A 26375-nucleotide genomic window follows, 5' to 3' on the forward strand; every position below is an offset into this window, starting at 1 on the left:
ACACTCCGAGCAGGCCTTCTTATTCGTCCTCTTCGTCGAAAGGTTGCCAGTGCCGTTTTATATGTGTGCCTTATTTAATCGCGACTCACCACGCTTTCTCTTGCGATGCAGCATAGATGTATTCATCAGCAAGAATGTCTTTGTATCTTATTCTTCCTGTAACATGTTTTAAAATGACTTACGCTCCTTTTTGAGCATTCTGCGTGCTACAAAATTGAAAATATAAACACAGTAAGCTGAACGCGTAATACGAAATATTTCTCTGTGTAATTAACTGAAAACTACCAAGATAAAAGGTTTTATCTGCTTTCAGCGGGGCTTCTATGTGGTGCTTTCTTGTTACAAATCACATCAATTTTTTATAATTCTGCCGCTTTTGTGACGACGCGAGCGATTTGCCTCACAAATGTTACAAAAAGGTAGCTTTATCTTGTCAAAAAGTAGGGTTTTCTTTATCATTTCCCTCCAATAAATAGAACTAAATTCATTATTTGTTAGCCATGCTCTTATAAGCGGAATAATAACGATCCAAAGGGAGCAAATGGGAGAATGTTTGGATGAGCAACGCGCCTTTAAATAACGGTCGCAGGCGTTTTCTAACCGCTACAACGGCAGTTGTTGGTGGGTTAGGGGCAGTCGCCGTCGCCGTGCCTTTTATCAAATCATGGAATCCGAGTGCTAAAGCCAAAGCGGCGGGCGCACCGGTGGAAGTGGATATAAGTAAAATTGAACCAGGTCAGCTGGTTCGTGTTGAGTGGCAGGGAAAACCTGTATGGATTGTTCGCCGCACTCAAAGCGTTCTGGATAACTTAAAATCGATCGGTGATAAGCTTCGCGATCCACAATCTGAAATGGAGCAGCAGCCTGAGTACGCTCAGAATGAGTTTCGTTCGATTAAGGAAGAGTTTTTCGTCGCAGTTGGTTTCTGTACCCACTTAGGTTGTTCACCAACCTATCTACCTGACTCTTTCTCAGAGCAGGTGCAGGGCGTAAGATCTGGCTTCTTCTGTCCTTGTCATGGTTCTAAGTTCGACATGGCTGGTCGAGTGTTCCAAGGAGTACCTGCTCCGTTGAACCTTGTCGTTCCTAAGCACATGTATTTGAGCGATACAAAGCTCATTGTGGGTGTTGATGAGGGAGATGCATAATGCAAGCAATGTTAGATTGGGTTGAAAAGCGTATTCCTGCAATGAATGCTTATAAAAAGCATTTGTCTGAATACCCAATGCCTAAGAACTTCAACTTTTGGTACCTTTTCGGTTCTCTGGCGATGCTGGTTCTTGTTAACCAAATCCTAACGGGTATTTGGCTAACGATGAACTATGTTCCTTCAGGTGACGGTGCATTTGCGTCTATCGAATACATTATGCGTGATGTAGAGTACGGTTGGCTTCTGCGTTACATGCATTCCACTGGCGCGTCAGCGTTTTTCGTTGTTGTGTATCTTCACATGTTCCGTGGTTTGATCTACGGTTCATACCAAAAACCTCGTGAACTATTGTGGATCTTCGGTATGTTGATCTTCCTTGTTCTCATGGCTGAAGCGTTCATGGGTTACCTACTTCCATGGGGTCAGATGTCATACTGGGGTGCGCAGGTAATCATTTCCCTGTTTGGTGCTATTCCTGTTATCGGTGATGACCTAACGCTTTGGATTCGTGGTGACTACATCATCTCTGGTGCAACGCTAAACCGTTTCTTCGCACTACACGTTATTGCACTGCCTATCGTTTTGCTTCTTCTTGTTGTTCTGCACGTATTGGCGCTGCACGAAGTAGGCTCAAACAACCCGGATGGTATCGAAACTAAGCTGCCAAAAGGCTCAATGGGCGACGATTACAAAACGCAATTCAAGTTCCACGATTACTACACGAAGAAATATGACATCATTGATTCTATTCCTTTCCATCCGTACGGCACGGTTAAGGACTTGGTCGGTGTTGCTGGTTTCTTGTTCTTCTTCTGTTACGTGCTGTTCTTTAACCCAGAAATGGGTGGGTATTTCCTTGAGCCGCCTAACTTTGAAGCTGCAAACCCACTGAAGACACCAGAGCATATTGCTCCGGTATGGTACTTCACGCCGTTCTACGCAATCCTACGTGCGGTTCCAGACAAACTATTAGGTGTTATCCTAATGGGTGCGTCAATTGCAGTGCTGTTTGTTCTACCTTGGTTGGATCGTTGTAAAGTTCGTTCATACCGTTACCGTAGCAAACTTCATCTATTGAATATTGTACAGTTCACTATCGCCTTTATCGCTCTGGGTATTTTAGGTGCGTTACCTGCAACACCAACGTACACACTACTATCTCAGATCTTTAGCTTGTGTTACTTCATGTTCTTTGTGTTGCTGTTCTTCTACAGCAAAAATGAAGCAACCAAACCATTACCAGAGAGGGTGACATTCAAATGAAGAAGTGGATTGTAATTCTATTTGCTATGTTGCCATCACTAGCGATGGCAGCTGGGGCCAATGTTCCGCTGGATAAAGCGAATGTTGACCTTACGGATAAAGCTTCGCTACAAAACGGCGCGAAGTTGTTCATGAACTACTGTTTTGCTTGTCACTCTACGCAATACCAGCGTTACGAGCGTGTAGCAACAGACTTGGAAATTCCAACAGACTTAATGAAAGAAAACCTGATTTTCAATCCTGAAGCGAAAATCGGTGATCTAATGGTCAATGCTATGCCACCGAAGCAAGCTGCAAACTGGTTTGGTGCTCCACCACCAGATCTTACGTTGGTTGCACGAGTTCGTGGTGCTGATTGGTTATACACTTACTTACGCTCTTTCTATGTTGATCCATCTCGTCCATTCGGCGTGAACAATATCGTCTTCCCGAGTGTTGGTATGCCGCATGTGCTTGAAGAGCTACAGGGCATCCCGACGCCGATTTACGATACGAAAATCGTAGATGGCGAAGAAGTACAAGTTGTTGTTGGTACTGAAACCGATGGCACGGGTGAGCTGAGTGAAGGCGAATATGACAAAGCGGTTGGCGATCTCGTTAACTTCTTAGTTTATTCAGGTGACCCAGTGCAGCTTGAGCGTCACGCTCTAGGCTGGTGGGTAATGGGCTTCTTAGTGCTTCTAACCATCGTTGTTGTGATGCTCAAGAAAGAGTATTGGCGCGATGTGCATTAATTGTGCTAAAATACCGTGCTAATTCCCAATTTTAATTGATGTACAATGGAGGCTTAGCCTCCATTGTTTTTATTTGTAAGTGTACTGGAGGGCTCCATGGCTGTAGCTGCCAATAAACGTTCTGTGATGACTCTTTTCTCAAGTGCATCAGATTTGTATAGCCATCAGGTTCGCATTGTACTAGCTGAAAAAGGCGTAAGTGTTGAAGTTGAGCTTGTTGACGAAGCAAACCTTCCTGCTGAGCTTGTTGAGCTAAACCCATATAAATCAGTGCCAACTCTTGTTGACCGTGAGCTAGCTCTTTACGATTCAAAAATCATCATGGAGTACTTGGACGAGCGTTTCCCTCATCCACCTCTAATGCCGGTTTACCCTGTTGCTCGTGGCAACAGCCGCTTGATGATGTACCGTATCGAACGCAACTGGTATTCACTCGCTGAAAAAGTGATGAAAGGTAATGCGGAAGAATCAGAAAAAGCACGCACAAAGCTGCGTAATGATCTTCTGACGTTAGCGCCAATTTTTGCTGAATATGAGTACTTCATGAGCGAAGAATTCAGCTTGATCGATTGTTACCTAGCTCCACTATTGTGGCGTTTGCCTCAACTTGGTATCGATCTTGTTGGCCCTGGTTCAAAAGAAATCAAGGTATACATGAACCGCGTATTTGAACGTGATTCGTTCCTTGCTTCTTTGACTGAAGCTGAACGTGAAATGCGCCTAGTTCGCTAAGCGATTTAAAACACGTTATGGATATTGCAAAAATGACTGCTCGCCGCCCGTATATGCTTCGCGCATTTTACGACTGGTTAGTAGACAATGACTTGACTCCTCACTTGGTTGTGGATGCAACAATGCCAGGGGTGCGTGTCCCGGTTGAATTTATTCAAGATGGTCAAATTATTTTGAATATTGCGCCACGTGCAGTGGGTAATCTTGAGTTAGGTAATGATGCGATTACCTTCCATGCTCGCTTTAGCGGTCGTCCGCACTCAGTGATCGTGCCTGTGTATGCTGTTCAAGCTATTTATGCACGTGAGAATGGTGCTGGTACTATGTTTGAACCAGAAGAAGCGTACACTCACATCGAAGAAGAAGCGATGACCGAGGAAGAATCATCCCCATCGTTCACAACGGTTAGCGATGAGCCTTCTGAGTTAGTTTCTGATTCAGATGCCGAAGAGGACGATGCTCCTCGACCAAAAGGCAAACCAAGCTTAAGAGTGATTAAATAATAAAAAAGCAGCGTAACGCTGCTTTTTTCTTTTTAACTTGTTGAAGATGATTTCAAGCCAGACTTTGGAAATTACTCACTAATCGTAAAGACTTCGACGTTCTCTTCACTTTCTGTACTTGCCTCACTTTCTATTGTTTGTACACCGTCACTCGGTAAGTCTACTTCAACAGGCTCCATTTCGCCGTATTGGAACCCTTTAATGACTTGTTTTACGCCTGAGATATTACGCGCGATTTCTGTCGCTCGATCGCCTTGCTCTGGCGTGACATAACCAAACAGAAAAACGTCGCCATCTTCGGTGATCACTTTAACCTTAACACCATTAAGCTCAGAATCAGTAAGCAAAGCTGACTTTACTTTGGTTGTGATCCAGCTGTCATTGCTAATCTGGGTAACAGTGAGTGGCTCTTTTTGTTTGATTTGATTGTGTATGACTTTTACACCACTAACTTCTCGAGCCCTTCGCTCTAAAGCAAGGATAAGGTCTTGTGTCGGAGCTTGTCCCATAAGGACTACAGTCCCATTATATGAACTGGCAACGACACGAACTTCACCTTTAAACGGTGCTTTATTGCCGATCGCCGCAACTTCGAATTCGATGTTATTGTCCTGCCAGATTTGTTTTGTCGTGCGTGTGTCCGTGACAATATTCGCTGTGGTTGCTGCACCTGCGATAAACAAACCTGCGCAACCACTTAAACTCAATGCTGTTAATAAGATAACGAGGCTACGTATCATAATTCTGACTCTCAGTCTTGGTTACTCTTCGTGAGCAGGGAAAAGCACCTGGTCAATAAGATCACAAAGACAATGGAGTGTTACCATATGTACTTCGTGAATACGTGCAGTGCGGTGTGATGGAATACGAATTTCGACGTCGTTCTCACCGAGCAGTCCTGCCATCTCTCCGCCATCTTTTCCTGTTAGCGCGATAATCGTCATGTCTCGAGTTACGGCTGCTTCCATCGCTTTGATAATATTTTTACTGTTACCGCTAGTCGACATGGCAAGCAAAATGTCGCCTGGTTGACCAAACGCTCGTACCTGTTTTGAGAAGATTTCCTGGTAGTGGTAATCGTTGGCCACTGCGGTTAGGGTGGTATTATCGGCGGTTAAGGCCATTGCTGGTAAGCTAGGGCGCTCAGTTTCAAAACGGTTTAAAAGACAAGAAACAAATTGTTGAGCGTTTGAAGCACTGCCGCCATTACCACAACATAAAATTTTATTGCCATTAAGCAGGCTCGACACCATCGCTTGAGCTGCATGAGTAATGGCATCAGGCAGCGCCTCTGCTGCTGCGATTTGAATTTGAATACTTTCTGTAAAGCTGTCTTTAATGCTGTCTAGCATCGCTTATCCTTCAGAGATTGCGTTTTCTATCCAGTTGATATCTCGCCCATTATCATGAATGGCGATGACATCAAATCGATAATCGATATTGTGTTTTAAGCGCTTTTGTTGGCTAAGCCAAACTTGTGCGGTTTTGACTAGCTTGCGCATTTTAGCGTGCGTCACCATTTCTGCTGCCGAGCCAAAGTGATTGTTCTTACGGTATTTGACTTCAACAAACACAATAGTTTCACCTTGTTGGAAGATTAAATCAATCTCACCGACCTTAGTCAGAAAATTTTGTTCAATAAAGTTCAAGCCCTGGCGTTGTAAATACTGCTTCGCCAGAGCTTCATATTGATTTCCGATTTGTCGCTTGCTAAAGAGCCCCACGCTCAGCCCAGCTTAGCTCACGCTGTACAACACAATTATTGTCGATACTTAAAATACCGGTTTGGCCGCCAACTGAGTAGCCCGGAACGACCTTCATTTGTGGCAGCTCCCCAATCAATTTATACGCATCCATACCCAGTGCTTTCAAACGTTTTTCCATGTTAGATTGCTCTGACCACAGCTCGTTCATTTCAGCGGTCACGCTAGGGTCTGGGTCAATCAGTAATGGAATATCGCTGTAGATGATGCCTGTTAGATCTTCGTAAGTCGCGCCGCCACTGTTGCTACGCGAGCTAGAGAAAATTTGTGGCGCTTTGGCGTCTGGGTTAATCGCTACCTCAATAAACGGCTTGATCAAAGTCAGTTCCGTGCTTCTAGCAACAATATAAACCGCATCGACATCACGACGGCTACGTGGCTGTGTTTCAAGCTTGATACGCATTAGTGATTGCATCTGAGCAATACGTTGTTTGCTTTCTTGCAGACCAAATACTTCATTGATGTCTTTTTGAAGTTGGCGCTTGTCACCAAAATAACTTGCTGCGACTTTATTAGAGCTGTACTTGCGCCATTCTTTGTTGAACGCTTCAGTTACACGCTCACCAAAGCTGCCCTTTGGTGCCAGAATCAGAGGGAAGTTATAGCCTTCGCTGAACAAGTGTTTCGCTGCCTGTGCGGCTTCTTGTTCTGGTGATAATGCCAAGTAGCAAATATTGCTATCTGGTTGCACATCTTCGGGAATATTTAGCGCAAGGGCTGGAATCGTAGGACCATTTTCTGAGCCATCCATGGTTGTGTGCAATAGCTCAACGTTTTCTTTTTCTAGGGGACCAACAACAAAGTCGATGTTTTCATTGATCAAACGTTGTTTAATTTGGTCGGCGTTATACGCATTAGTGTCTATTACCGTGAGGGTAGCGCTTGGATCACGGTTACGATCATTCATCATAGCAAACACAAAACCATCACGAATTAATTGCGCTTGTGGCGAGAACTTACCAGTAAGCGGCAGTAACAAAGCGGTGTTGTTTGGTTTAACGATGTCTAGAGAGAGAATGTTTTGAATCTCTTCTGGTGTGTAGATAGCGGCTGGGTGCGATGGGTTCTCGTTTAACCAGCGTTCTAGGGTATTTTTTAGTTGGGATAAGTTGCCCGACAGCGTTTTCGCATAAATAGCGAGTTGTAGCCAACCATCCAAAACATCTTCATTTGGCTCTGTTTCTAATGAGGTCAGTTCGTACTCGGAGTAGCTGCCAAAGTTCATCCAAATACGGCTAGAAATCTCTCTCTGCTCCGCGGACGATGCATATTGGCCAAATGCAACCAGTTGGCGGTTTGCCTCAAACGCTTGGTTAAGACCTTGATAAGCGTCGGCACGCATCAAGTAATAGTCTTTCCATTGCTCATTTGGCAACTTCCACCAAGGTTTAAAATTCAACAATTGCAGCAACTGAGAGTAATTACCCTGTTTTTGCTGTATGGTCGCACGCGCTAGTTGCCACTCTGCTTGCTGAACTTCGGTTAACTGTTGACGAGCCAGGCGCTTGATCAACATTTCTGCTTGATCAAACTGGTTTGCTTGAATCGCGGCTTTGGTTGCCATGATCAACCAGTCATTTTGTAAACTGCCTTCCGTGCTATCAGCTTGGATCATATAGTTCTGAACAGACTGAGTAGGCTCAAGTGTTACATCAACGCCATCAGGCTGTCTTGGACCTGAAGAACAGGCGGCGAGCGTAATTGCTAGTGCAACAGGAGTAAGTATGCGTGGTACACTGAGTCTCTTATGGTTAATCATTGCCGTGAGTTCTCTATAATTTTGTACAAAATTGTCTCTATATTAATCGTTGAAGTGATGGTAAACAAATGACAGATAAAAATAAGTTGCCGAATGAGGGGCCAACTCTCTATATCGTACCGACTCCAATCGGAAATTTAGCGGATATCACCCAACGTGCTATCGAAATTCTGTCGACTGTGGACATCATTGCCGCTGAGGATACTCGACATACGGGCAAATTACTGTCTCACTTCAATATTCAAACCAAAACTTTTGCTCTACACGACCACAATGAGCAGCAAAAAGCACAAGTTTTGGTAGAAAAGCTGCTTTCCGGTCAGTCTATCGCATTAGTTTCTGACGCTGGTACGCCACTTATCAGCGACCCAGGATACCATTTGGTGACAAAATGTCGTCAAGCGGGCGTTAGAGTTGTGCCTCTTCCAGGTGCTTGTGCGGTCATTACGGCGTTAAGTGCCTCTGGCTTGCCATCGGATCGCTTTAGCTTCGAAGGTTTTTTACCACCGAAAAGCAAAGGTCGTAAGGATAAATTCCTAGAGATTGCTTCGGTAGAGCGTACGTGTATTTTTTACGAGTCACCGCACCGTATTTTAGACTCTCTACAAGACATGTTAGACGTTCTTGGCCCAGATAGAGAAGTTGTGTTGGCAAGAGAGCTAACAAAAACCTTTGAAACCATTCAAGGCATGCCGTTAGGTGAGCTGATTGAATGGGTGAAAAGTGACGATAACCAACAGCGTGGTGAAATGGTATTGTTGGTACATGGCCATCGTGAAACAACAGACGACTCACTACCTGAAGATGCTTTACGCACGTTAGGGATTTTGACCAAAGAGCTGCCTTTGAAAAAAGCAGCTGCTTTGGTGGCAGAAATACATAACTTGAAGAAGAATGCGCTATATAAATGGGGCTTAGAAAACTTAGACTAAGTGCCGCTAGCGAGATAAATGGTCAATGAGGGCTGATGTTTAGGCATCGGCCTTTTTATTATCTATTTTTGGCACGTTGACTAAAAAGTCATCACTTAGTGCATTCATTTCATCATATCTGTGATCTAACTAGACTCTGAAGTGAGAACTCTATACAATCCGCCCTCGGAGCTGACTGGGTAGTCGCTGCTTTGTTGATGTCCTTCGGGAGACTGACGTCGAAGTCCCTTTGGGAGACTGACGTTGACGTCCTTCGGGAGACTGACAAAGGGGAGGAAAGTCCGGGCTTCATAGAGCAAGGTGCCAGGTAACGCCTGGGGGGCGCAAGCCTACGACAAGTGCAGCAGAGAGAAGACCGCCGATGGCCCGTAAGGGTACAGGTAAGGGTGAAAGGGTGCGGTAAGAGCGCACCGGACGACTAGCAATAGTTCGTAGCAGGGTAAACTCCACCTGAAGCAAGACCAAATAGGCCTCCACATTGCGTTGCTCGCGTAAGGAGGCGGGTAGGTTGCTCGAGCCAGTGAGTGATTGCTGGCCTAGACGAATGGCTACCGCCGTGCAAGCGGAACAGAACCCGGCTTATGTGTCGGCTCCACCTATTCGAGACCCATCTCTACTTCGGTAGTGATGGGTTTTTTGCATTTAATTGACGCAAACTATGTCATTACCAATAAACTTGGCGTAAATCACGTCTAACTTTAGACTTGTGGTGGCGATGATGTAGGAAATCAGTACACTAAAGAATCGCCTCAAGATCATTCAACGAGAAAGCTATGACCGAAACCTTCCAACATATTTCCGTGTTATTAAATGAATCCATTGATGGCTTAGCTATCAAACCAGACGGCGTCTATATTGATGGAACATTTGGCCGTGGCGGTCACAGCCGGACAATTCTATCTAAACTCGGTGAAAATGGCCGACTGTACAGTATCGACCGTGACCCTCAAGCGATCGCTGAGGCAGGCAAAATCAATGACCCTCGCTTCACCATTATTCATGGTCCATTTTCTGGTATTGCTGAGTATGCTGAAGAGTATGGGCTAGTTGGAAAAGTGGATGGTGTTCTGCTGGATTTAGGCGTTTCTTCTCCTCAGTTAGACGACGCAGAGCGTGGCTTTAGCTTTATGAAAGACGGTCCGCTAGATATGCGTATGGACCCGACATCAGGTGTTCCAGTATCTCAATGGTTGATGGAAGCAGACCTCGATGATATCACTTGGGTCATTCGCGAGTTTGGGGAAGATAAACATGCGCGCCGTATTGCAAAAGCGATTGTTGCCTACCGTGAAGATGAAGAAAATGAGCCAATGGTTCGCACTGGTCAGCTGGCAAAATTGATTTCAGATGCCGCACCGAAAAGTTTTAAAGAGAAAAAACACCCTGCGACTCGTGCTTTCCAGGCTTTTCGTATTTACATCAACAGTGAGTTAGAAGAAATTGATACGGCACTTAAAGGCGCGGCGAGCATTCTTGCTCCTGAAGGCCGTTTATCTGTGATTAGCTTCCACTCTCTGGAAGACCGTATGGTCAAACGTTTTATCCGTAAAGAGAGCAAAGGGCCTGAAGTGCCACACGGTATTCCAATGACGGAAGAGCAAATTCGTGCTCTTGGTAGTGCGAATATGAAAGCGGTGAGCAAAGCGATTAAACCAAGCAAACAAGAAATTGAAATGAACCCTCGTTCGCGCAGCTCTGTGTTAAGAATTGCAGAAAAGCTTTAATTATTATGACGAAATCCACTCCTAATCTTGCTAAGTTGATTGCAACGGATCTCCTCACTGTTGGTCGCTGGCCATTACTGTTGTTGCTATTGATCGTGGCATCGGCAATGGGAGTGGTATTTGCTACCCACCATGCGCGTCAAGCGATCACCGAGAAAGACCATACGTTGGTTGAACGAGAACGATTAGATAGCGAATGGCGTAACTTAATGTTGGAAGAAACTGCCCTCGCGGAACACAGTCGTGTTCAAGACCTTGCCAAAAAAGAACTTGAAATGAAACGACCTGATGGCGATAAAGAAGTGGTTGTCACGCTCAAATGATTAGAAAAAAATCCAACACGAAACAAGCCAATAAGCGTAAACCTGTAGCAAAAGAGAAAGCGGCTACGGGGGATAAGAAAACCGATAACAAAGCAGTGAAAGTGGCGGTCGAAGAATCTTTCTTGATTCGTTGGCGCTTCCATCTATTACTGTTTTTTGTTTTTTGTGCATTTGCCCTTTTGGTGGCACGCGTAGCCTACATCCAAATCATTGAGCCAGATAACCTGATTAAACAAGGTGACCTACGTTCGGTTCGTGTTAAATCCATTCCTTCTGCTCGCGGTATTATTTCGGATCGAAATGGTGAGCCGCTTGCTGTCAGTGTACCGGTTGAGGCGGTTTGGGCAGATCCTGCCACGATATTTAAAGAAAACGCGTTAAGCCAGACCAAAAGTTGGCATGCATTAGCGGATGTTCTTGGTATTGACCGACAAGGGTTAATAGACAAAATCAAGCGCAATGAAAAACGCCGCTTTATCTACTTGCAGCGCCAGGTCAGTCCGGCCATGGCGAACTATATTCGTGAGCTAAAGCTGCCAGGTGTTGGCCTTAAGTCGGAATCTCGTCGTTATTATCCTGCAGGTGAGGTTAGTGCTCACTTAGTCGGTGTAACAGGCATTGACGGGCATGGCCTAGAAGGTGTGGAGCGTAGCTACGATGAATGGCTCACTGGCGCGGCGGGTAAGAAAACTATTCGTAAAGACCGTTATGGTCGTGTTGTGGAAAACATTGCTTGGCAAGACAAGCAAGAAGGTAAATCACTTCAGTTAACCATCGATCAGCGCCTACAGGCGATTGCGTATCGTGCGATTAAGCAAGCCGTTGCGGACCACCGCGCCACTTCAGGTTCCGTTGTCATGTTGGATGTAAAAACGGGCGCCGTATTGGCCATGGTTAATGCTCCTTCTTACAACCCTAACAATCGTAGCGATTGGCAAAGCTATCAAATGCGTAACCGAGTGATCACGGACTCAATGGAGCCTGGTTCGACCATTAAGCCTTTCGTTATTTTAGCCGCCTTAGAAAATGGGATAGCCGATAAAGATACCATCGTAGATACCGGTAATGGTGTCCTACGTTTAGGTGGTAGTCGAGTCAGAGATGTCTCTCGCGTAGGCAAAGCGAGCTTGACCACGATCCTTAAAAAGTCGAGTAATATCGGTGTGACGAAGCTAGCAATGCAAATGCCGGTAGAGGCGCTTCTTGGGCTGTACAGTTCAGTGGGTTTTGGTGAGCTTTCTGGCCTAAACCTAGTTGGGGAAGTGACGGGTATTTTTCCTACACGAACTCGTTGGTCGCCAATTGAACGCGCCACGATTGCGTTTGGTTACGGTCTATCAATTACACCAATCCAGCTAGCCCATGCTTATGCGACGCTTGGAAACCTTGGCAAATACGAGCCTATTCATATTATTGAAAGCAATGATCATGACATGTCACGTCAAGTGGTGAGTGCGAAGTATGCGCGTCAAGTATTAGACATGTTGGAAACCGTAACTCAAAAAGGGGGCTCGGCTCGCAGAGCGGCAGTTCCTGGTTATCGAGTAGGAGCGAAAACGGGTACATCACGTAAAGCTTCTGCCGGTGGGTACAGCGACGAGTACATCACCTACACGGCTGGGCTTGCTCCGGTTAGCGATCCGCGAATTGCTTTAGTAGTGATCGTAAACGAGCCTCAAGGCGATGACTACTATGGTGGTTCGGTAGCGTCTCCTGTCTTCTCTGAAATCATGAAAGGCGCGCTACAAATACTCAATGTTGCACCTGACGAAAACAAATTCCAACAGTAAGCCCTGTGGTTTACTGAGCAAACAAAATTAAGAAAACCTGAGCCAAAGCTCGGAGAACAAATATGACTAAAGCCATCAGTATGGACGTGCTGCTTTCCCCTTGGGTGGATTGCCCTAGCTTATCGTCCGTTCTTGTTTCTGAATTGGAGCTCGACAGCCGAAGAGTTCAACCTGGAACCACGTTTGTAGCAGTGATTGGCCATGTTGTGGATGGGCGTAAATTCATTGCCTCTGCAATTGAGCAAGGTGCAAATGCAGCCCTGGCGCAAGCCTGCGATGTCAAAACACATGGTACGGTGGAAATCATTGATGATGTTCCCGTCATTTACATTGATAGGTTGGACCAACGTTTATCCGCAATTGCTGGAAAGCTTTATGCTTACCCTGATATGGATTTGATTGGTGTCACCGGCACCAACGGCAAAACCACCATTACCCAGTTAATAGCGCAATGGCTAGAACTGCTTGACCATAAAGCGGCGGTAATGGGAACAACAGGAAATGGCTTCCTCAATAACTTGCAACAAGCTGCGAATACAACGGGGAATGCCGTTGAAATTCAGAAAACGCTCTCCTCTCTCGCAAATCAACAAGCCACATACACCGCGCTAGAAGTATCTTCCCATGGCCTGACGCAAGGTCGTGTCAAAGCATTATCATTTGCGGCGAGCGTGTTTACTAACTTAAGTCGTGACCATCTTGATTACCATGGCACGATGGAAGAGTATGCCAATGCAAAGCTTGGGTTGTTCACGCAACACCAATGTGAACGTGCCATTATCAATGTTGATGATGAAGTAGGTCATCAATGGGCGTCGCAGTTAAGTAATGCGGTCGCTGTTTCGCTCAAACCGAATACTGAATTTGAAAGCGCAATTTGGGCGACGGAAGTCAGTTACGCGGAGTCAGGGATTACTATTAAGTTCGATGGTAAATTTGGCTCAGGTGAATTGCACGCGCCATTGATTGGTGAGTTTAATGCAACCAACTTAATGCTCGCTTTTGCGACCTTATTAAGCTTAGGTAAAGAGAAACAAGCGTTACTCGAAACCGCAGGTCAACTGCAACCTGTACTCGGCCGAATGGAGTTATTCCAAACTGAGGATCGTGCCAAAGTCGTGGTTGATTATGCCCATACTCCTGATGCTTTAGAAAAAGCGCTGCAAGCTTTACGAGTTCATTGTGAAGGCCAGCTGTGGGCTATTTTTGGCTGCGGTGGTGATCGCGATGCAGGTAAGCGCCCAATGATGGCGGAAATTGCAGAGCGTCTAGGCGACAGAGTGGTGTTGACTGACGATAACCCACGCAGCGAAGACCCGGTTCAGATTGTGAAAGACATGTTAGCTGGGCTGTCAAAACCTGCTGAAGCGATTGTTCAGCATGACCGCTTCAAAGCACTGTCTTATGCCATTGAAAATGCTTCGCCAAACGACATTATCTTGTTAGCTGGGAAGGGTCATGAAGATTATCAGATTCGTAATGGCGAAACGATTCATTACTCCGACCGCGAGTCCGCAATGCAACTTTTAGGATTGACCTCATGATCAAAGTAACGTTATCTCAAATTGCAGACATCACACGTGGCGAGCGATTCGGCGACGATCTACTTATCGACGCGGTTTCTACTGATACACGAGCGATTGAGCGTGGGGCTCTATTTGTGGCGTTAGTAGGGGAGCGCTTTGATGCGCACAACTTTTGCCAACAAGCGGTAGATGCAGGTGCCGGTGCTTTACTCGTGGAAAAACGCTTAGATGTGAATGTGCCGCAAATTGTGGTGTCGGATACCAAACTTGCATTGGGTGAATTTGCTTCTTGGGTGCATCAAGCATGCCAAACACCTACCGTTGCCATCACCGGAAGTTGCGGTAAAACGACCGTAAAAGAAATGGTTGCGAGTATCCTGCAATTGAAAGGCAAAGTGCTATTCACGGCGGGTAACTTCAATAATGATATTGGTGTTCCGTTGACATTATTACGCTCACAGCAGGATGATGATTATGCCGTGATTGAGCTTGGTGCTAACCATATAGGTGAAATTGCTTACACGACTCAGTTAGTAAAACCAGATATCGCGTTAGTGAACAATGTAGCAGCCGCTCACCTTGAAGGCTTTGGTTCTATCGATGGCGTGAAACAAGCCAAAGGTGAAATCTACCAAGGCCTTTCAGCTGGTGGTATTGCGATTGTTAACCTAGACAGCAATGGTGAAGCCAAGTGGGATGAAGTGTTAGCAGATAAGAAAGTCATTACTTTTTCACAAAGTAATACTGATGCAGACTTCTTCGCTTCTAACATTGTATTGAACGTCGCAGGTGAAGCAAGCTTTGACTTACATATCGCAGCAAGCTCACAAGAAATTGAACTGTCTCTGGGTATTATAGGTCAACACAACGTTGCGAATGCGATCGCTGCTTCTATTATTGCGTTACAAATGGGCGCCACATTAGAAGAGGTTCGTGCTGGCCTTAAACATTTGAACAAAGTGAAAGGTCGCGTCGAGGTTGAAGCGCTGAGCGAAAAGATAAAATTGATTGACGACAGCTACAACGCGAGCGTGCCAGCCATGAAAGCGGCAGTTGATTTATTGGCCGCTTTCCCAGGTCAACGCTGGCTGATTTTAGGTAATATGGCGGAATTGGGCGAGGAAAGTCTTGCACTTCATCGTCAAGTCGGGGAACATGCTGCCCCACAAAAATTTGAACATGTTCTCACATATGGTGCAGACGCCAAGGTGATCAGTGATCTTTGCCAAGGCATTCATTTTGAGACGCACCAAGAGATGATTGAATACATCAAGCAGCATCTAGACCAAGCCGTTCCTGAAAACCATACGATATTGGTGAAAGGAGCGAATGGTGCACGTATGTTTGAAGTCGCTGCTGCTTTGAAGGAGTATTATTAATGATTATTTGGCTTGCCGAGCTGCTACAGCCATACCTGTCTTTTTTCCGATTGTTTGAATACTTGTCTTTTCGAGCAATCCTAAGCGTATTAACCGCTCTAGGTCTGTCATTATGGATGGGACCAATCATGATCAAGCGTTTGCAAATGCTGCAAATTGGTCAGGTAGTGCGTAACGAAGGTCCTGAATCTCACTTTAGTAAGCGTGGTACCCCAACAATGGGCGGTATCATGATCTTAGCGGCCATCTCAATCACGATTTTGCTATGGACAGACTTATCCAACCCTTACGTATGGGCGGTACTGACAGTCTTACTTGGCTACGGTGCGGTCGGATTTGTTGATGATTATCGTAAAGTGGTACGCAAAAATACCGATGGCTTGATCGCGCGTTGGAAGTACTTCTGGCAGTCGTTGATCGCGTTTGTCGTCGCTTTCGCATTGTATGCTTACGGTAAAGACACAGCAGCAACTCAGCTAGTGGTGCCATTCTTTAAAGACATCATGCCGCAGCTTGGTTTGATGTATATCATTCTGACTTACTTTGTCATTGTAGGTACAAGTAACGCGGTTAACCTGACTGATGGTCTAGACGGTTTGGCAATCATGCCAACGGTTCTTGTTGCAGCAGGCTTCGCGGTTATTGCATGGGCGACCGGTAACGTTAACTTCTCTGAATACCTTCATATTCCATACTTACCACATGCTTCTGAGTTGGTTGTCGTATGTACAGCAATCGTCGGTGCAGGCCTTGGTTTCTTGTGGTTTAACACGTATCCAGCACAAGTGTTCATGGGTGATGTCGGCTCACTAGCGCTTGGCGGCGCGTTAGGCACTATTGCTGTTCTCGTTCGTCAAGAGTTGGTGTTGGTGATCATGGGCGGTGTGTTTGTGATGGAAACGCTGTCGGTAATTCTACAGGTGGGTTCATACAAACTGCGTGGTCAGCGCATTTTTCGTATGGCACCGATTCACCACCACTACGAATTGAAAGGTTGGCCAGAACCTCGCGTAATCGTGCGTTTCTGGATTATTTCTATGGTTCTTGTTCTGATTGGTCTTGCGACATTGAAAGTGCGTTAATCGCACTTTCCAAGAACAAGATTTACAGTGTGATCAAATATGGAACGTTGGCAAAACATACATAGTGTTGTCGTCGTAGGGCTCGGTATTACCGGGCTCTCTGTCGTTAAACACCTAAGAAAAAATCAGCCACAGCTTGTGGTCAAAGTCATTGATACTCGCGTAAATCCTCCGGGTGCAGAGCGCTTGCCGGAAGATGTTCAACTGCATAGTGGTGGTTGGAATACAGACTGGCTTTCTGACGCGGATCTTATCGTGACCAACCCTGGTATTGCGCTAGCGACACCAGAGATCCAAGCCGTATTAGCAAAAGGTACGGCAGTAGTAGGTGATATCGAGTTATTCGCTTGGGCGGTGCAGAAACCGGTGATTGCGATTACGGGCTCAAACGGTAAGAGCACAGTAACCGACCTCACAGGTGTGATGGCTAACGCTGCAGGTTTGGATGTTGGCGTTGGTGGTAACATCGGTGTGCCTGCTCTGGATTTGTTAGAACAAGACGCAGACCTATATGTACTCGAACTCTCGAGCTTCCAGTTAGAAACGACGTCAAGCTTAAAGCTCAAAGCCGCTGCGTTTCTGAATCTTTCTGAAGATCATATGGATCGTTATCAAGGCATGTCTGACTATCGACAAGCTAAGTTGCGTATTTTTAACCATGCTGCTCTTGCAGTCGTGAACCGTGATGATCAAGAAACCTTCCCAGACGCAGAGATGCCATTGGTGACATTTGGCAGCGACAATCAGGACTTTGGTCTCGAGGTGGATGGCAACCGTACTTGGCTGCTCGATCACGGTCAACGAGTTGTCGCAAGTGATGAGCTTAAGTTGGTTGGTAAGCACAACTTATCTAACGCTCTGGTTGCTTTAGCGCTATTAAAAGCTGCGGACGTAAACTATCACAAAGCATTGAATGCACTTAAAAATTACACGGGACTGACACACCGATGCCAGGTGGTTGCGGATAATCAAGGCGTCAAATGGGTGAATGACTCTAAAGCAACTAATATTGCCAGCACTATGGCTGCGCTATCTGGTTTGGAATCGACAGGCAAGCTCTACTTACTCGTTGGTGGTGTTGGCAAAGGTGCTGACTTCTCGCCATTAAAACCGATCTTCGCGACGCTTAACTTGCAACTGTGTTGCTTTGGCGCTGATGGCGATGAATTTATGCCACTGCATGAATCTGCAATACGTTTCGACACTATGGAAGATGTGATTCAACAAGTATCTTCGCAGTTAAAACCAGGTGATATGGTGATGCTGTCTCCTGCATGTGCTAGCTTTGATCAATTCGACAACTTTATGGCAAGAGGTGATGCTTTCGCTGCTCTTGCTCAGAAATATGCATAATTAAAGGTTACACACTTCGTGGGTTTAGGTAACGTTAAACGCAGTATTGGCAATTGGCTCAAGCATCCAGCCCCAGAGGCGATGTTTGATCGTCAGTTAGTGTGGATTGCACTGGGTTTGATGTTGACTGGTTTGGTCATGGTAACCTCTGCATCATTTCCAATCAGCTCTCGATTAACGGAACAGCCGTTCCACTTTATGTTTCGTCATGCGACGTTTCTCGTGCTGGCGTTAGGGACCTCCGCTGTTATTTTGCAAGTGCCTTTGCAAGAGTGGTTTAAGAAGAGCCATTACTTACTTTGGGCTTCTTTCGCACTGTTGATCATCGTGCTCTTGGCGGGTAAGTCGGTTAATGGTGCGTCTCGTTGGATTCCCCTTGGGCTGTTTAACCTTCAGCCAGCGGAAGTCGCGAAGCTATCGCTGTTTATCTTCATGTCTGGTTACTTAGTTCGAAAGCAAGACGAAGTACGACAAACGTTCTTTGGTGGCTTTATGAAGCCAATCATGGTGTTTGCCTTCTTCGCAGTATTACTACTTGGTCAGCCAGACTTGGGGACGGTCGTCGTGATGCTGGTCACGCTGTTTGGCATGCTTTTTATCGCAGGTGCAAAACTAACCCAGTTTCTCGCCTTGATGGTGGCTGGTATCGGCGCTGTAGTAGGTTTGATTCTCGTCGAGCCATACCGTATGCGACGAGTAACCTCCTTCCTTGACCCGTGGGAAGATCCATTTGGCAGTGGCTATCAGTTGACTCAGTCTTTGATGGCGTTTGGTCGTGGTGAATGGTTCGGACAAGGTCTCGGTAATTCAATTCAAAAACTGGAATATCTACCGGAAGCGCATACCGACTTTGTGTTTGCCGTACTTGCTGAAGAGCTTGGTTTCGTAGGCGTAGTGCTGGTCTTAATGCTGATTTTTAGCTTGGTGCTAAAAGCGGTTTACATCGGCAAGCGTGCATTTGAAGAAGGCGAAATGTTCGGAGGTTATCTGGCTTTCGGAATTGGTATTTGGTTTGCGTTTCAAACCTTGGTTAATGTTGGAGCTGCCGCCGGTATTGTTCCAACTAAAGGTTTAACACTTCCACTCATCAGTTATGGTGGTTCTAGTCTAATAATTATGTCCGTCGCAGTGTCCATACTACTGCGTATCGATTACGAATGCCGCTTGAAACGCGAGCAACAACAATCAGAACAACAATCAGAACAACAAGCTAATGAAACAAAATAAACGTTTGATGGTGATGGCTGGTGGTACTGGCGGTCACGTATTCCCAGGTTTGGCGGTAGCAAAACAGCTTCAAGAGCAAGGTTGGGAGATCCGTTGGTTAGGTACGGCGGATCGAATGGAAGCGGATTTGGTGCCAAAACATGGCATTGAAATCGACTTTATCAAAGTGAAAGGGTTACGAGGTCAAGGCGTTAAACGTCTTCTTGCAGCACCATTTCAAATTATCAATGCCATTATGCAGGCTCGTGCTCACATGAAACGCTGGCAGCCAGACGCAGTGCTTGGTATGGGCGGTTATGTTAGCGGCCCGGGCGGTATTGCCGCTTGGATGAGTGGCATTCCTGTTGTTCTGCATGAACAAAATGCAGTAGCAGGTTTAACGAACCAATGGTTATCGAAAATCGCTAAGAAGGTTTTTCAGGCTTTCCCAGGCGCTTTTCCAAATGCCGAAGTGGTTGGGAACCCTGTTCGTGAAGATGTGACTCAATTAGCAGCGCCAATTGAGCGCATGCAAGAGCGCCAAGGTCCAATTCGCATTTTGGTGATGGGTGGCAGCCAAGGCGCACGTATTCTTAACCAAACTCTGCCAGAAGTGATGTCGAAATTGGGCGAAGATTACTATGTTCGTCATCAAGCGGGCAAAGGTGCCGCCGAAGAAGTGAATGCAGCATACCAAGCTAATGGTGTGGTAAATGCAGAAGTAATGGAATTCATTGATGACGTTGCAGAAGCTTACGCATGGGCTGACCTTTTAGTTTGTCGCTCTGGAGCGTTAACCGTTTCTGAAGTCTCGGCGGCAGGTGTAGGCGCTATTTTTGTTCCATTCATGCACAAAGACCGCCAGCAAGCACTTAATGCAGACCACTTGGTGGATTGCGGCGCGGCGAAAATGATTGAACAACCAGATTTAACCGTTGAGTCTCTGACTCAGCAGATCCAACAATTGGATCGCCAAGCTTTACTTACAATGGCTGAGCAAGCGCGTGGCGCTGCAAAATTGAATGCTGACCGAGTTGTCGCACAAGCCATTGTCGCTTTGACCGAAAAGCGTTAACCGAATTATTGAGAATAGAATTGATGACAATCCAACATACACAAGACTTAGCTCAGATTCGCGCAATGGTGCCAGAGATGCGCCGCGTGAAATCCATCCACTTCATCGGTATTGGTGGTGCGGGCATGAGCGGCATTGCAGAAGTGCTGTTGAACGAAGGCTACCAAATCACAGGTTCTGATCTATCAGAGAACGCTGTGACAGAGCGTTTGGTATCAAAAGGTGCGACGGTATTTATTGGTCATCAAGCCAGTAATGTAGAAAAAGCAAGTGTGGTTGTTGTGTCAACGGCGATCAACGAAGAAAACCCAGAAGTGATGGCGGCACGTGAATTACGCATCCCTATTGTACGCCGCGCAGAGATGTTGGCTGAATTGATGCGATTCCGTCACGGTATTGCCGTTGCGGGTACACACGGTAAAACCACGACGACCGCTCTTGTCACTCAAATCTATTCTGAAGCCGGTCTTGATCCAACGTTTGTGAATGGCGGTTTGGTGAAAAGCGCAGGTACAAATGCGCGTCTAGGCTCGAGTCGTATTCTAATTGCAGAGGCAGATGAAAGTGACGCGTCATTCCTGCACTTGCAACCAATGGTGAGCATTGTTACCAATATCGAAGCCGATCATATGGATACCTATGGTGGTGACTTTGAAACCTTAAAGCAAACCTTCATCGATTTCCTTCATAATCTACCGTTTTACGGCCAAGCAATTGTTTGCATTGATGATCCTGTGGTTCGAGAGTTAATCCCACGTATTAGTCGTCAAGTGATAACTTACGGTTTTTCTGAAGATGCCGACGTACGTATTGAAGATTATCGTCAAGAGGGGCAGCAAGGCAAATTTACGGTAGTACGTAAAGGGCGAGCTAACTTAGATATCACGCTGAATATTCCAGGTCGTCACAATGCATTGAATGCGTCTGCTGCGATTGCGGTTGCTACTGAAGATGACATTGAAGACGATGCGATCCTAAAGGCAATGGCTGGTACGCAAGGTACGGGAAGACGTTTTGATCACCTTGGCGAGTTTGATACTGGCAACGGCCATGCAATGCTTGTTGATGATTACGGCCATCATCCAACAGAAGTGGATGTAACCATTAATGCAGCACGCAGTGGTTGGCAAGACAAGCGTTTGGTGATGATTTTCCAACCGCACCGTTATAGCCGTACTCGTGATTTATACGATGATTTCGCGAATGTGCTTGAACAGGTGGATGTATTGATCATGCTGGATGTTTACGCAGCGGGTGAAAAGCCGATTGCAGGTGCTGATGGGCGCGCTTTATGTCGCACAATTCGCAGCCGAGGCAAGGTAGATCCGATTTTTGTTCCAGAAATCGAGCAATTACCTTCAGTTTTAGCTAACGTTATACAAGACGGCGACCTAATCTTAACGCAAGGTGCGGGTGATATTGGTAAAGTGGCGAAACAGCTGGCAGGTCTTAAATTGAATATAAACAAGATGCTTGGCTGACACATATTGTTGATGCGAAGGACAGATAAAGACTCAGATCTCGATTTTGCGTCAATATCATTGTGATTTATTGCTATCAGTGTTTGATAGTTTACAAGAGCTCAGTATAATCCCAAGGTTAAAGTCAAGACTTTTACCTCTGCGTAATTATATGGGTAAAAAGTACACGACAAAAGTCAGGAAACGAAGACGTTGTTGAATATTGCACTGAATGACGAGCGACCAAACACGGGTAACAACCGTGGTCGCCAAGAAAAAATCTTGGGTGCGTTATTTTTCGTTGTGGTTGTGACTTTAATTAGTTCTGTTTTGTACGCGGCGATCAGTTGGATGTGGGATGACCAAAGGTTACCTCTCTCCAAAATAGTACTTCAGGGGAAACTGGAGTATGTCCAAGCTGACGATGTGCAGGCTGCATTTAGTCGAATTGATCACATCGGTACATTTATGTCTCAGGATATTGATGTATTACAGCAAAGTGTCGAAGCTCTGCCATGGGTAGCGCATGCCGCAATCCGAAAGCAGTGGCCGGATACAGTAAAAGTTTTTTTGACGGAGCATCAACCAGAAGCCATTTGGAATGGCAACGAACTGTTAGATAAAAACGGGTTCGTTTTTGATGGAGATGTTGCTCTGTTGCAAGAAGAAAAAGTGAAGCTGTACGGACCCAAAGATAGCGGACCGGAAGTCTTACAGACTTACCGTGATTTGAGTCCTAAGTTTCAGCAATTGGGTTTAGCGATATCGTCTCTGGTATTAAACGAGCGACGAGCTTGGCAAATCATCCTTGATAACGGTATTCGATTAGAGCTCGGAAAAGAGTCTCTTCTTGAGCGTATAGAGCGCTTTTTTAAGCTCTATAACAAGCTTGGCAGTGACACGCAAAGAATCAGTTATATCGATCTTAGGTACGATACAGGAGCCGCAGTTGGTTGGTTTCCTGAACAAGAGTTAGAAGAGAGTACAGATGACTAAGGCCGCTGATGACAACATTATTGTTGGTCTTGATATAGGCACTGCAACCGTATCGGCTCTAGTGGGTGAGGTTTTACCAGACGGTCAAATTAATATTATTGGCGCAGGTAGTAGCCCCTCACGCGGCATGGATAAAGGTGGCGTGAATGATTTGGAGTCGGTTGTAAAATCAGTACAACGTGCAATTGATCAAGCTGAATTAATGGCAGAGTGCCAGATCAGCCGAGTCTTCATTTCGTTGTCTGGTAAGCATATCGCAAGCCGAATTGAAAAAGGTATGGGCACGATTTCTGATGAAGAGGTGTCTCAAGAAGACATGGATCGCGCTATCCATACCGCAAAATCGATTAAAATCGGTGATGAACAGCGAATTCTTCATGTGATCCCGCAAGAGTTCACCATTGATTACCAAGAAGGAATCAAAAATCCGCTTGGTTTATCTGGGGTAAGAATGGAAGTGAGTGTCCACCTTATCTCATGCCATAATGACATGGCACGCAACATTATTAAGGCGGTAGAACGCTGCGGCCTTAAAGTAGAACAACTCGTATTTTCTGGGCTTGCTGCTAGTAATGCAGTAATCACCGAGGATGAAAGAGAGCTTGGAGTTTGTGTGGTTGATATTGGTGCCGGCACGATGGATGTGGCCATCTGGACTGGCGGTGCGTTACGTCACACAGAAGTATTTTCGTACGCAGGAAATGCTGTAACCAGTGATATTGCTTTTGCTTTTGGCACGCCAGTGAGCGATGCTGAAGAAATAAAAGTCAAATATGGCTGTGCTTTGAGTGAACTGGTCAGTAAGGATGACACGGTTAATGTACCAAGCGTAGGTGGACGACCATCACGTAGCCTGCAACGTCAAACGTTGTCAGAAGTGATTGAGCCACGCTACTCTGAGCTTATGGGACTGGTTAACCAAACTATCGACTCTGTACAAGCAAAATTGCGCGAAGAGGGTATCAAGCACCATCTGGCTGCGGGAGTTGTACTCACCGGCGGTGCTGCGCAAATGGACGGAGTGGTAGAATGTGCGGAACGCGTATTCCGCAATCAAGTAAGGGTCGGCAAACCGCTCGAAGTCAGCGGATTAACTGACTATGTAAAAGAGCCGTACCATTCTACGGCAGTTGGATTACTTCATTACGCAAGAGACATGCAGTCTAGCGACGATAGCGATTATAATGAACCTAAACGCTCATCTGTAACTGGCTTTTTCGATAAATTGCGTAACTGGATACAAAAAGAGTTTTAACCTGAGTTGCAGGATAAACGGAGACAACACATGTTTGAACCGATGATGGAAATGTCTGACGATGCAGTAATCAAGGTCGTTGGGGTTGGTGGCGGCGGTGGTAACGCCGTTGAACACATGGTGCGTGAATCCATCGAAGGTGTGGAATTCATCAGCGTCAACACTGATGCGCAAGCACTTCGTAAGACAAGCGTTGGCAATGTTATTCAGATCGGTGGTGATATCACTAAAGGTCTGGGTGCAGGTGCTAATCCACAGGTTGGCCGTGACGCAGCTCTCGAAGACAGAGATCGAATTAAAGATTCCCTGACTGGCGCCGATATGGTGTTTATCGCAGCTGGTATGGGTGGCGGTACCGGTACTGGTGCAGCGCCTGTTATTGCTGAAGTGGCTAAAGAGCTTGGCATTCTAACAGTAGCGGTAGTAACTAAACCGTTTAGTTTTGAAGGTAAAAAGCGTTTGGCATTTGCTGAGCAAGGTATCGATGAGCTGTCTAAGCATGTTGACTCTTTGATCACGATTCCAAACGAAAAGCTACTTAAAGTACTTGGTCGTGGTGTAACACTACTAGAAGCTTTTGCAAGCGCTAACGATGTTCTTAAGAATGCCGTTCAAGGTATTGCTGAGCTAATTACTCGCCCTGGCATGATCAACGTCGACTTTGCGGACGTAAGAACTGTAATGTCTGAAATGGGTCACGCAATGATGGGTAGCGGCATCGCCAAAGGTGAAGACCGTGCTGAAGAAGCGGCTGAAATGGCAATTTCTAGCCCACTTCTGGAAGACATCGATCTAGCGGGCGCTCGTGGTGTTCTTGTCAATATTACTGCTGGTCTGGATATGCGTCTTGACGAGTTTGAGACGGTTGGTAATACAGTGAAGGCATTCGCTTCTGACAATGCGACTGTTGTTATCGGTACTTCTCTAGACCCTGATATGACTGACGAAATCCGCGTAACAGTTGTAGCGACAGGTATTGGTAATGAGAAAAAGCCAGATATCACGCTAGTTGCGGGTGGTAAAGCTAAAGTGGCACCGACGCCGCAAGCTCAACCACAGCAACAAGCAGCGGCAACGCAAGCTGAAGAAAAACCGGCACAGACCTTGCAAAATAATCAAGTGCAAGAGAAGCCACAGGTAACTCCTCAGCCGACAAACACTGCTCCTTCTTCTCCAGCTTCGTCGAGCCAAAGTTCTGCGGCTCCAAAGCAAGAAAAGGAAAGTGGTTATTTAGATATACCGGCATTTTTGCGTCGTCAGGCTGATTAATCTTTAACCCATAAATTTGACATGGCTCAAAATTATGGTAGCATTCACGGTCGACGTTACAGACGGCCGTGTTTTGTAGCAAATTTTTGAGAGGCAAGCAGATGATCAGACAACGTACTCTGAAAGAAATAGTGAAAACAACTGGTGTGGGTCTCCACTCTGGTCGTAAAGTCACACTTACTCTGCGCCCGGCTGCTGCAAATACAGGTATCATTTACCGTCGTACAGATGTAAATCCACCTGTAGATTTTCCAGCTGATCCAGCTTCGGTTCGTGACACCATGCTTTGTACTGCATTGGTAAACGATGAAGGTGTGCGTATTTCAACTGTTGAGCACTTGAATGCGGCACTTGCTGGTATGGGCATCGATAACATTGTTGTCGAAGTAGACGCACCTGAAATTCCGATCATGGATGGTAGTGCAAGCCCATTTGTATACTTGCTACAACAAGCAGGTATCGAAACGCAAAATGCGCCAAAACGCTTCATCCGCATCAAAAAGCCAGTTCGTTTTGAAGATGGTGATAAATGGGCAGAATTTGTACCATTTAACGGCTTCCGTATGGACTTCGAAATTGAGTTTAATCACCCAGCGATTGAATCAGACGAGCAACGTTTGCTGTTTGATTTCTCGTCAAAAGGCTTTGTTCGTGAGATTTCTCGAGCACGTACGTTTGGCTTTATGCGTGATATCGAATATCTACAATCTCAAAACCTAGTTTTGGGTGGTAGTTTTGACAATGCTATCGTTTTGGATGATTACCGTATTCTTAATGAAGAAGGTCTACGCTTTGAAAATGAGTTTGTGACTCACAAAGTGTTGGATGCGATTGGTGACCTTTACATGTGTGGCCACCCAATCATTGGTGAATTCCGTGCCTTTAAATCTGGCCACGGTTTAAATAACCAACTGTTACGTGCTGTTCTTGCAGATCAGGAAGCGTGGGAGTGGACTACATTCGAAGAAGAAGTCGGCTCACCAGTAGCATTCGCAGAACCAAATATGGTGCTTGCGTAAATACTTGGCATTAGAATTAATAAAAAACCAGGCTTATGCCTGGTTTTTTGCTATTTGGCTTTAATCCTGGATTTATCAATAA

Annotated in this window: 24 protein-coding genes and 1 other RNA gene; 21 read left to right on the forward strand and 4 right to left on the reverse strand. The window is 45.8% G+C overall.

What is annotated here, in order from left to right:
- Positions 1-557 precede the first annotated feature (557 nt).
- From petA to sspB, 5 genes are all read left to right on the forward strand, one after another.
- Positions 558-1148, forward strand: a complete 591-nt coding sequence (gene petA, locus IQP38_RS09930; RefSeq protein WP_005372877.1) for a ubiquinol-cytochrome c reductase iron-sulfur subunit — start codon at positions 558-560, stop codon at positions 1146-1148.
- On the forward strand, positions 1148-2413 hold the full coding sequence (locus tag IQP38_RS09935; RefSeq protein WP_005372880.1) for a cytochrome b: 1266 nt from the start codon (positions 1148-1150) through the stop codon (positions 2411-2413). The genes petA and IQP38_RS09935 overlap by 1 nt, the downstream gene beginning before the upstream one ends.
- Positions 2410-3147, forward strand: coding sequence for a cytochrome c1 (locus IQP38_RS09940; RefSeq protein WP_005372881.1), 738 nt, complete (start codon positions 2410-2412; stop codon positions 3145-3147). The genes IQP38_RS09935 and IQP38_RS09940 overlap by 4 nt, the downstream gene beginning before the upstream one ends.
- 96 nt (positions 3148-3243) lie before the next feature.
- Positions 3244-3879: a stringent starvation protein SspA gene (gene sspA / locus IQP38_RS09945; RefSeq protein ID WP_005372897.1), complete on the forward strand. Its 636-nt coding sequence runs from the start codon at positions 3244-3246 to the stop codon at positions 3877-3879.
- Between the two features lie 17 nt (positions 3880-3896).
- Positions 3897-4382, forward strand: a complete 486-nt coding sequence (gene sspB / locus IQP38_RS09950; protein ID WP_005387408.1) for a ClpXP protease specificity-enhancing factor — start codon at positions 3897-3899, stop codon at positions 4380-4382.
- A gap of 71 nt (positions 4383-4453) precedes the next feature.
- Here the strand turns inward: sspB and IQP38_RS09955 are convergent, their stop codons facing one another.
- The 4 genes from IQP38_RS09955 to IQP38_RS09970 are packed head-to-tail and all read right to left on the reverse strand — an operon-like array spanning position 4454 to position 7904.
- Positions 4454-5122 (reverse strand): BON domain-containing protein, encoded by a 669-nt coding sequence (locus IQP38_RS09955; protein ID WP_017633609.1) that lies wholly within the window; start codon positions 5120-5122, stop codon positions 4454-4456.
- A 21-nt stretch (positions 5123-5143) separates the two neighbouring features.
- Positions 5144-5734 carry a phosphoheptose isomerase gene (locus IQP38_RS09960; protein WP_005372901.1) on the reverse strand — a complete coding sequence of 197 codons (591 nt, stop codon included), beginning with the start codon at positions 5732-5734 and terminating at the stop codon, positions 5144-5146.
- Positions 5735-5737: 3 nt separating this feature from the next.
- Positions 5738-6106, reverse strand: a complete 369-nt coding sequence (locus IQP38_RS09965) for a YraN family protein (protein ID WP_005372903.1) — start codon at positions 6104-6106, stop codon at positions 5738-5740.
- Positions 6093-7904: a penicillin-binding protein activator gene (locus tag IQP38_RS09970; RefSeq protein ID WP_005372905.1), complete on the reverse strand. Its 1812-nt coding sequence runs from the start codon at positions 7902-7904 to the stop codon at positions 6093-6095. Before IQP38_RS09970 ends, IQP38_RS09965 begins: the two co-directional genes overlap by 14 nt.
- Positions 7905-7972: 68 nt before the next feature.
- Between IQP38_RS09970 and rsmI the strand changes: the two genes are divergently transcribed.
- The 16 genes from rsmI to lpxC all read left to right on the forward strand — a co-directional run bounded on the left by rsmI (position 7973) and on the right by lpxC (position 26293).
- Positions 7973-8836, forward strand: coding sequence for a 16S rRNA (cytidine(1402)-2'-O)-methyltransferase (rsmI, locus tag IQP38_RS09975; protein WP_005372907.1), 864 nt, complete (start codon positions 7973-7975; stop codon positions 8834-8836).
- Positions 8837-9003: 167 nt separating this feature from the next.
- An RNA gene (rnpB, locus tag IQP38_RS09980) (RNase P RNA component class A) lies at positions 9004-9434 on the forward strand.
- Between the two features lie 175 nt (positions 9435-9609).
- The gene (gene rsmH, locus IQP38_RS09985) at positions 9610-10560 is read left to right on the forward strand and encodes a 16S rRNA (cytosine(1402)-N(4))-methyltransferase RsmH (protein WP_005372918.1); all 951 of its coding nucleotides are present in this window, start codon (positions 9610-9612) and stop codon (positions 10558-10560) included.
- Between the two features lie 5 nt (positions 10561-10565).
- Positions 10566-10883, forward strand: coding sequence for a cell division protein FtsL (gene ftsL, locus IQP38_RS09990; RefSeq protein ID WP_005372920.1), 318 nt, complete (start codon positions 10566-10568; stop codon positions 10881-10883).
- The gene (locus IQP38_RS09995) at positions 10880-12673 is read left to right on the forward strand and encodes a penicillin-binding transpeptidase domain-containing protein (protein ID WP_086046525.1); all 1794 of its coding nucleotides are present in this window, start codon (positions 10880-10882) and stop codon (positions 12671-12673) included. Before ftsL ends, IQP38_RS09995 begins: the two co-directional genes overlap by 4 nt.
- 62 nt (positions 12674-12735) lie before the next feature.
- Positions 12736-14217, forward strand: coding sequence for a UDP-N-acetylmuramoyl-L-alanyl-D-glutamate--2,6-diaminopimelate ligase (gene murE, locus IQP38_RS10000; RefSeq protein ID WP_171344379.1), 1482 nt, complete (start codon positions 12736-12738; stop codon positions 14215-14217).
- Entirely contained in the window at positions 14214-15578 is a 1365-nt protein-coding gene (locus IQP38_RS10005; protein WP_172563375.1) for a UDP-N-acetylmuramoyl-tripeptide--D-alanyl-D-alanine ligase, read from the forward strand. Before murE ends, IQP38_RS10005 begins: the two co-directional genes overlap by 4 nt.
- Positions 15578-16660 carry a phospho-N-acetylmuramoyl-pentapeptide-transferase gene (mraY, locus tag IQP38_RS10010; RefSeq protein ID WP_005372931.1) on the forward strand — a complete coding sequence of 361 codons (1083 nt, stop codon included), beginning with the start codon at positions 15578-15580 and terminating at the stop codon, positions 16658-16660. Before IQP38_RS10005 ends, mraY begins: the two co-directional genes overlap by 1 nt.
- A 39-nt stretch (positions 16661-16699) precedes the next feature.
- Positions 16700-18013 (forward strand): UDP-N-acetylmuramoyl-L-alanine--D-glutamate ligase, encoded by a 1314-nt coding sequence (gene murD / locus IQP38_RS10015; RefSeq protein WP_033906092.1) that lies wholly within the window; start codon positions 16700-16702, stop codon positions 18011-18013.
- Between the two features lie 18 nt (positions 18014-18031).
- A complete protein-coding gene (ftsW, locus tag IQP38_RS10020; protein WP_193837548.1) occupies positions 18032-19240 on the forward strand; it encodes a cell division protein FtsW in 1209 nt (402 codons plus the stop codon).
- The gene (gene murG / locus IQP38_RS10025) at positions 19227-20294 is read left to right on the forward strand and encodes an undecaprenyldiphospho-muramoylpentapeptide beta-N-acetylglucosaminyltransferase (protein WP_047102003.1); all 1068 of its coding nucleotides are present in this window, start codon (positions 19227-19229) and stop codon (positions 20292-20294) included. Before ftsW ends, murG begins: the two co-directional genes overlap by 14 nt.
- Before the next feature lie 23 nt (positions 20295-20317).
- Positions 20318-21775 (forward strand): UDP-N-acetylmuramate--L-alanine ligase, encoded by a 1458-nt coding sequence (gene murC, locus IQP38_RS10030; RefSeq protein WP_005387395.1) that lies wholly within the window; start codon positions 20318-20320, stop codon positions 21773-21775.
- Positions 21776-21967: 192 nt separating this feature from the next.
- Complete coding sequence (locus IQP38_RS10035; protein WP_005387393.1) at positions 21968-22750, forward strand: cell division protein FtsQ/DivIB; 783 nt, start codon at positions 21968-21970, stop codon at positions 22748-22750.
- Complete coding sequence (gene ftsA / locus IQP38_RS10040) at positions 22743-24005, forward strand: cell division protein FtsA (RefSeq protein ID WP_005372946.1); 1263 nt, start codon at positions 22743-22745, stop codon at positions 24003-24005. Before IQP38_RS10035 ends, ftsA begins: the two co-directional genes overlap by 8 nt.
- Before the next feature lie 30 nt (positions 24006-24035).
- Positions 24036-25274 (forward strand): cell division protein FtsZ, encoded by a 1239-nt coding sequence (gene ftsZ / locus IQP38_RS10045; protein WP_017633617.1) that lies wholly within the window; start codon positions 24036-24038, stop codon positions 25272-25274.
- Between the two features lie 101 nt (positions 25275-25375).
- Positions 25376-26293, forward strand: a complete 918-nt coding sequence (gene lpxC / locus IQP38_RS10050) for a UDP-3-O-acyl-N-acetylglucosamine deacetylase (protein WP_005381871.1) — start codon at positions 25376-25378, stop codon at positions 26291-26293.
- Positions 26294-26375 lie beyond the last annotated feature (82 nt).

Source organism: Vibrio sp. OPT41 (genome assembly GCF_015163595.1).
In the GTDB taxonomy this organism is placed as follows: domain Bacteria; phylum Pseudomonadota; class Gammaproteobacteria; order Enterobacterales; family Vibrionaceae; genus Vibrio; species Vibrio alginolyticus.

What these genes read in the sequence shown, in the direction of transcription:
- petA (WP_005372877.1), top strand. Translation starts at nt 558, where the DNA reads ATGAGCAACGCGCCTTTAAATAACGGTCGCAGGCGTTTTCTAACCGCT.
- IQP38_RS09935 (WP_005372880.1), top strand. Translation starts at nt 1,148, where the DNA reads ATGCAAGCAATGTTAGATTGGGTTGAAAAGCGTATTCCTGCAATGAAT.
- IQP38_RS09940 (WP_005372881.1), top strand. Translation starts at nt 2,410, where the DNA reads ATGAAGAAGTGGATTGTAATTCTATTTGCTATGTTGCCATCACTAGCG.
- sspA (WP_005372897.1), top strand. Translation starts at nt 3,244, where the DNA reads ATGGCTGTAGCTGCCAATAAACGTTCTGTGATGACTCTTTTCTCAAGT.
- sspB (WP_005387408.1), top strand. Translation starts at nt 3,897, where the DNA reads ATGGATATTGCAAAAATGACTGCTCGCCGCCCGTATATGCTTCGCGCA.
- IQP38_RS09955 (WP_017633609.1), bottom strand. Translation starts at nt 5,122, where the DNA reads ATGATACGTAGCCTCGTTATCTTATTAACAGCATTGAGTTTAAGTGGT.
- IQP38_RS09960 (WP_005372901.1), bottom strand. Translation starts at nt 5,734, where the DNA reads ATGCTAGACAGCATTAAAGACAGCTTTACAGAAAGTATTCAAATTCAA.
- IQP38_RS09970 (WP_005372905.1), bottom strand. Translation starts at nt 7,904, where the DNA reads ATGATTAACCATAAGAGACTCAGTGTACCACGCATACTTACTCCTGTT.
- rsmI (WP_005372907.1), top strand. Translation starts at nt 7,973, where the DNA reads ATGACAGATAAAAATAAGTTGCCGAATGAGGGGCCAACTCTCTATATC.
- rsmH (WP_005372918.1), top strand. Translation starts at nt 9,610, where the DNA reads ATGACCGAAACCTTCCAACATATTTCCGTGTTATTAAATGAATCCATT.
- ftsL (WP_005372920.1), top strand. Translation starts at nt 10,566, where the DNA reads ATGACGAAATCCACTCCTAATCTTGCTAAGTTGATTGCAACGGATCTC.
- IQP38_RS09995 (WP_086046525.1), top strand. Translation starts at nt 10,880, where the DNA reads ATGATTAGAAAAAAATCCAACACGAAACAAGCCAATAAGCGTAAACCT.
- murE (WP_171344379.1), top strand. Translation starts at nt 12,736, where the DNA reads ATGACTAAAGCCATCAGTATGGACGTGCTGCTTTCCCCTTGGGTGGAT.
- IQP38_RS10005 (WP_172563375.1), top strand. Translation starts at nt 14,214, where the DNA reads ATGATCAAAGTAACGTTATCTCAAATTGCAGACATCACACGTGGCGAG.
- mraY (WP_005372931.1), top strand. Translation starts at nt 15,578, where the DNA reads ATGATTATTTGGCTTGCCGAGCTGCTACAGCCATACCTGTCTTTTTTC.
- murD (WP_033906092.1), top strand. Translation starts at nt 16,700, where the DNA reads ATGGAACGTTGGCAAAACATACATAGTGTTGTCGTCGTAGGGCTCGGT.
- murG (WP_047102003.1), top strand. Translation starts at nt 19,227, where the DNA reads ATGAAACAAAATAAACGTTTGATGGTGATGGCTGGTGGTACTGGCGGT.
- murC (WP_005387395.1), top strand. Translation starts at nt 20,318, where the DNA reads ATGACAATCCAACATACACAAGACTTAGCTCAGATTCGCGCAATGGTG.
- ftsA (WP_005372946.1), top strand. Translation starts at nt 22,743, where the DNA reads ATGACTAAGGCCGCTGATGACAACATTATTGTTGGTCTTGATATAGGC.
- ftsZ (WP_017633617.1), top strand. Translation starts at nt 24,036, where the DNA reads ATGTTTGAACCGATGATGGAAATGTCTGACGATGCAGTAATCAAGGTC.
- lpxC (WP_005381871.1), top strand. Translation starts at nt 25,376, where the DNA reads ATGATCAGACAACGTACTCTGAAAGAAATAGTGAAAACAACTGGTGTG.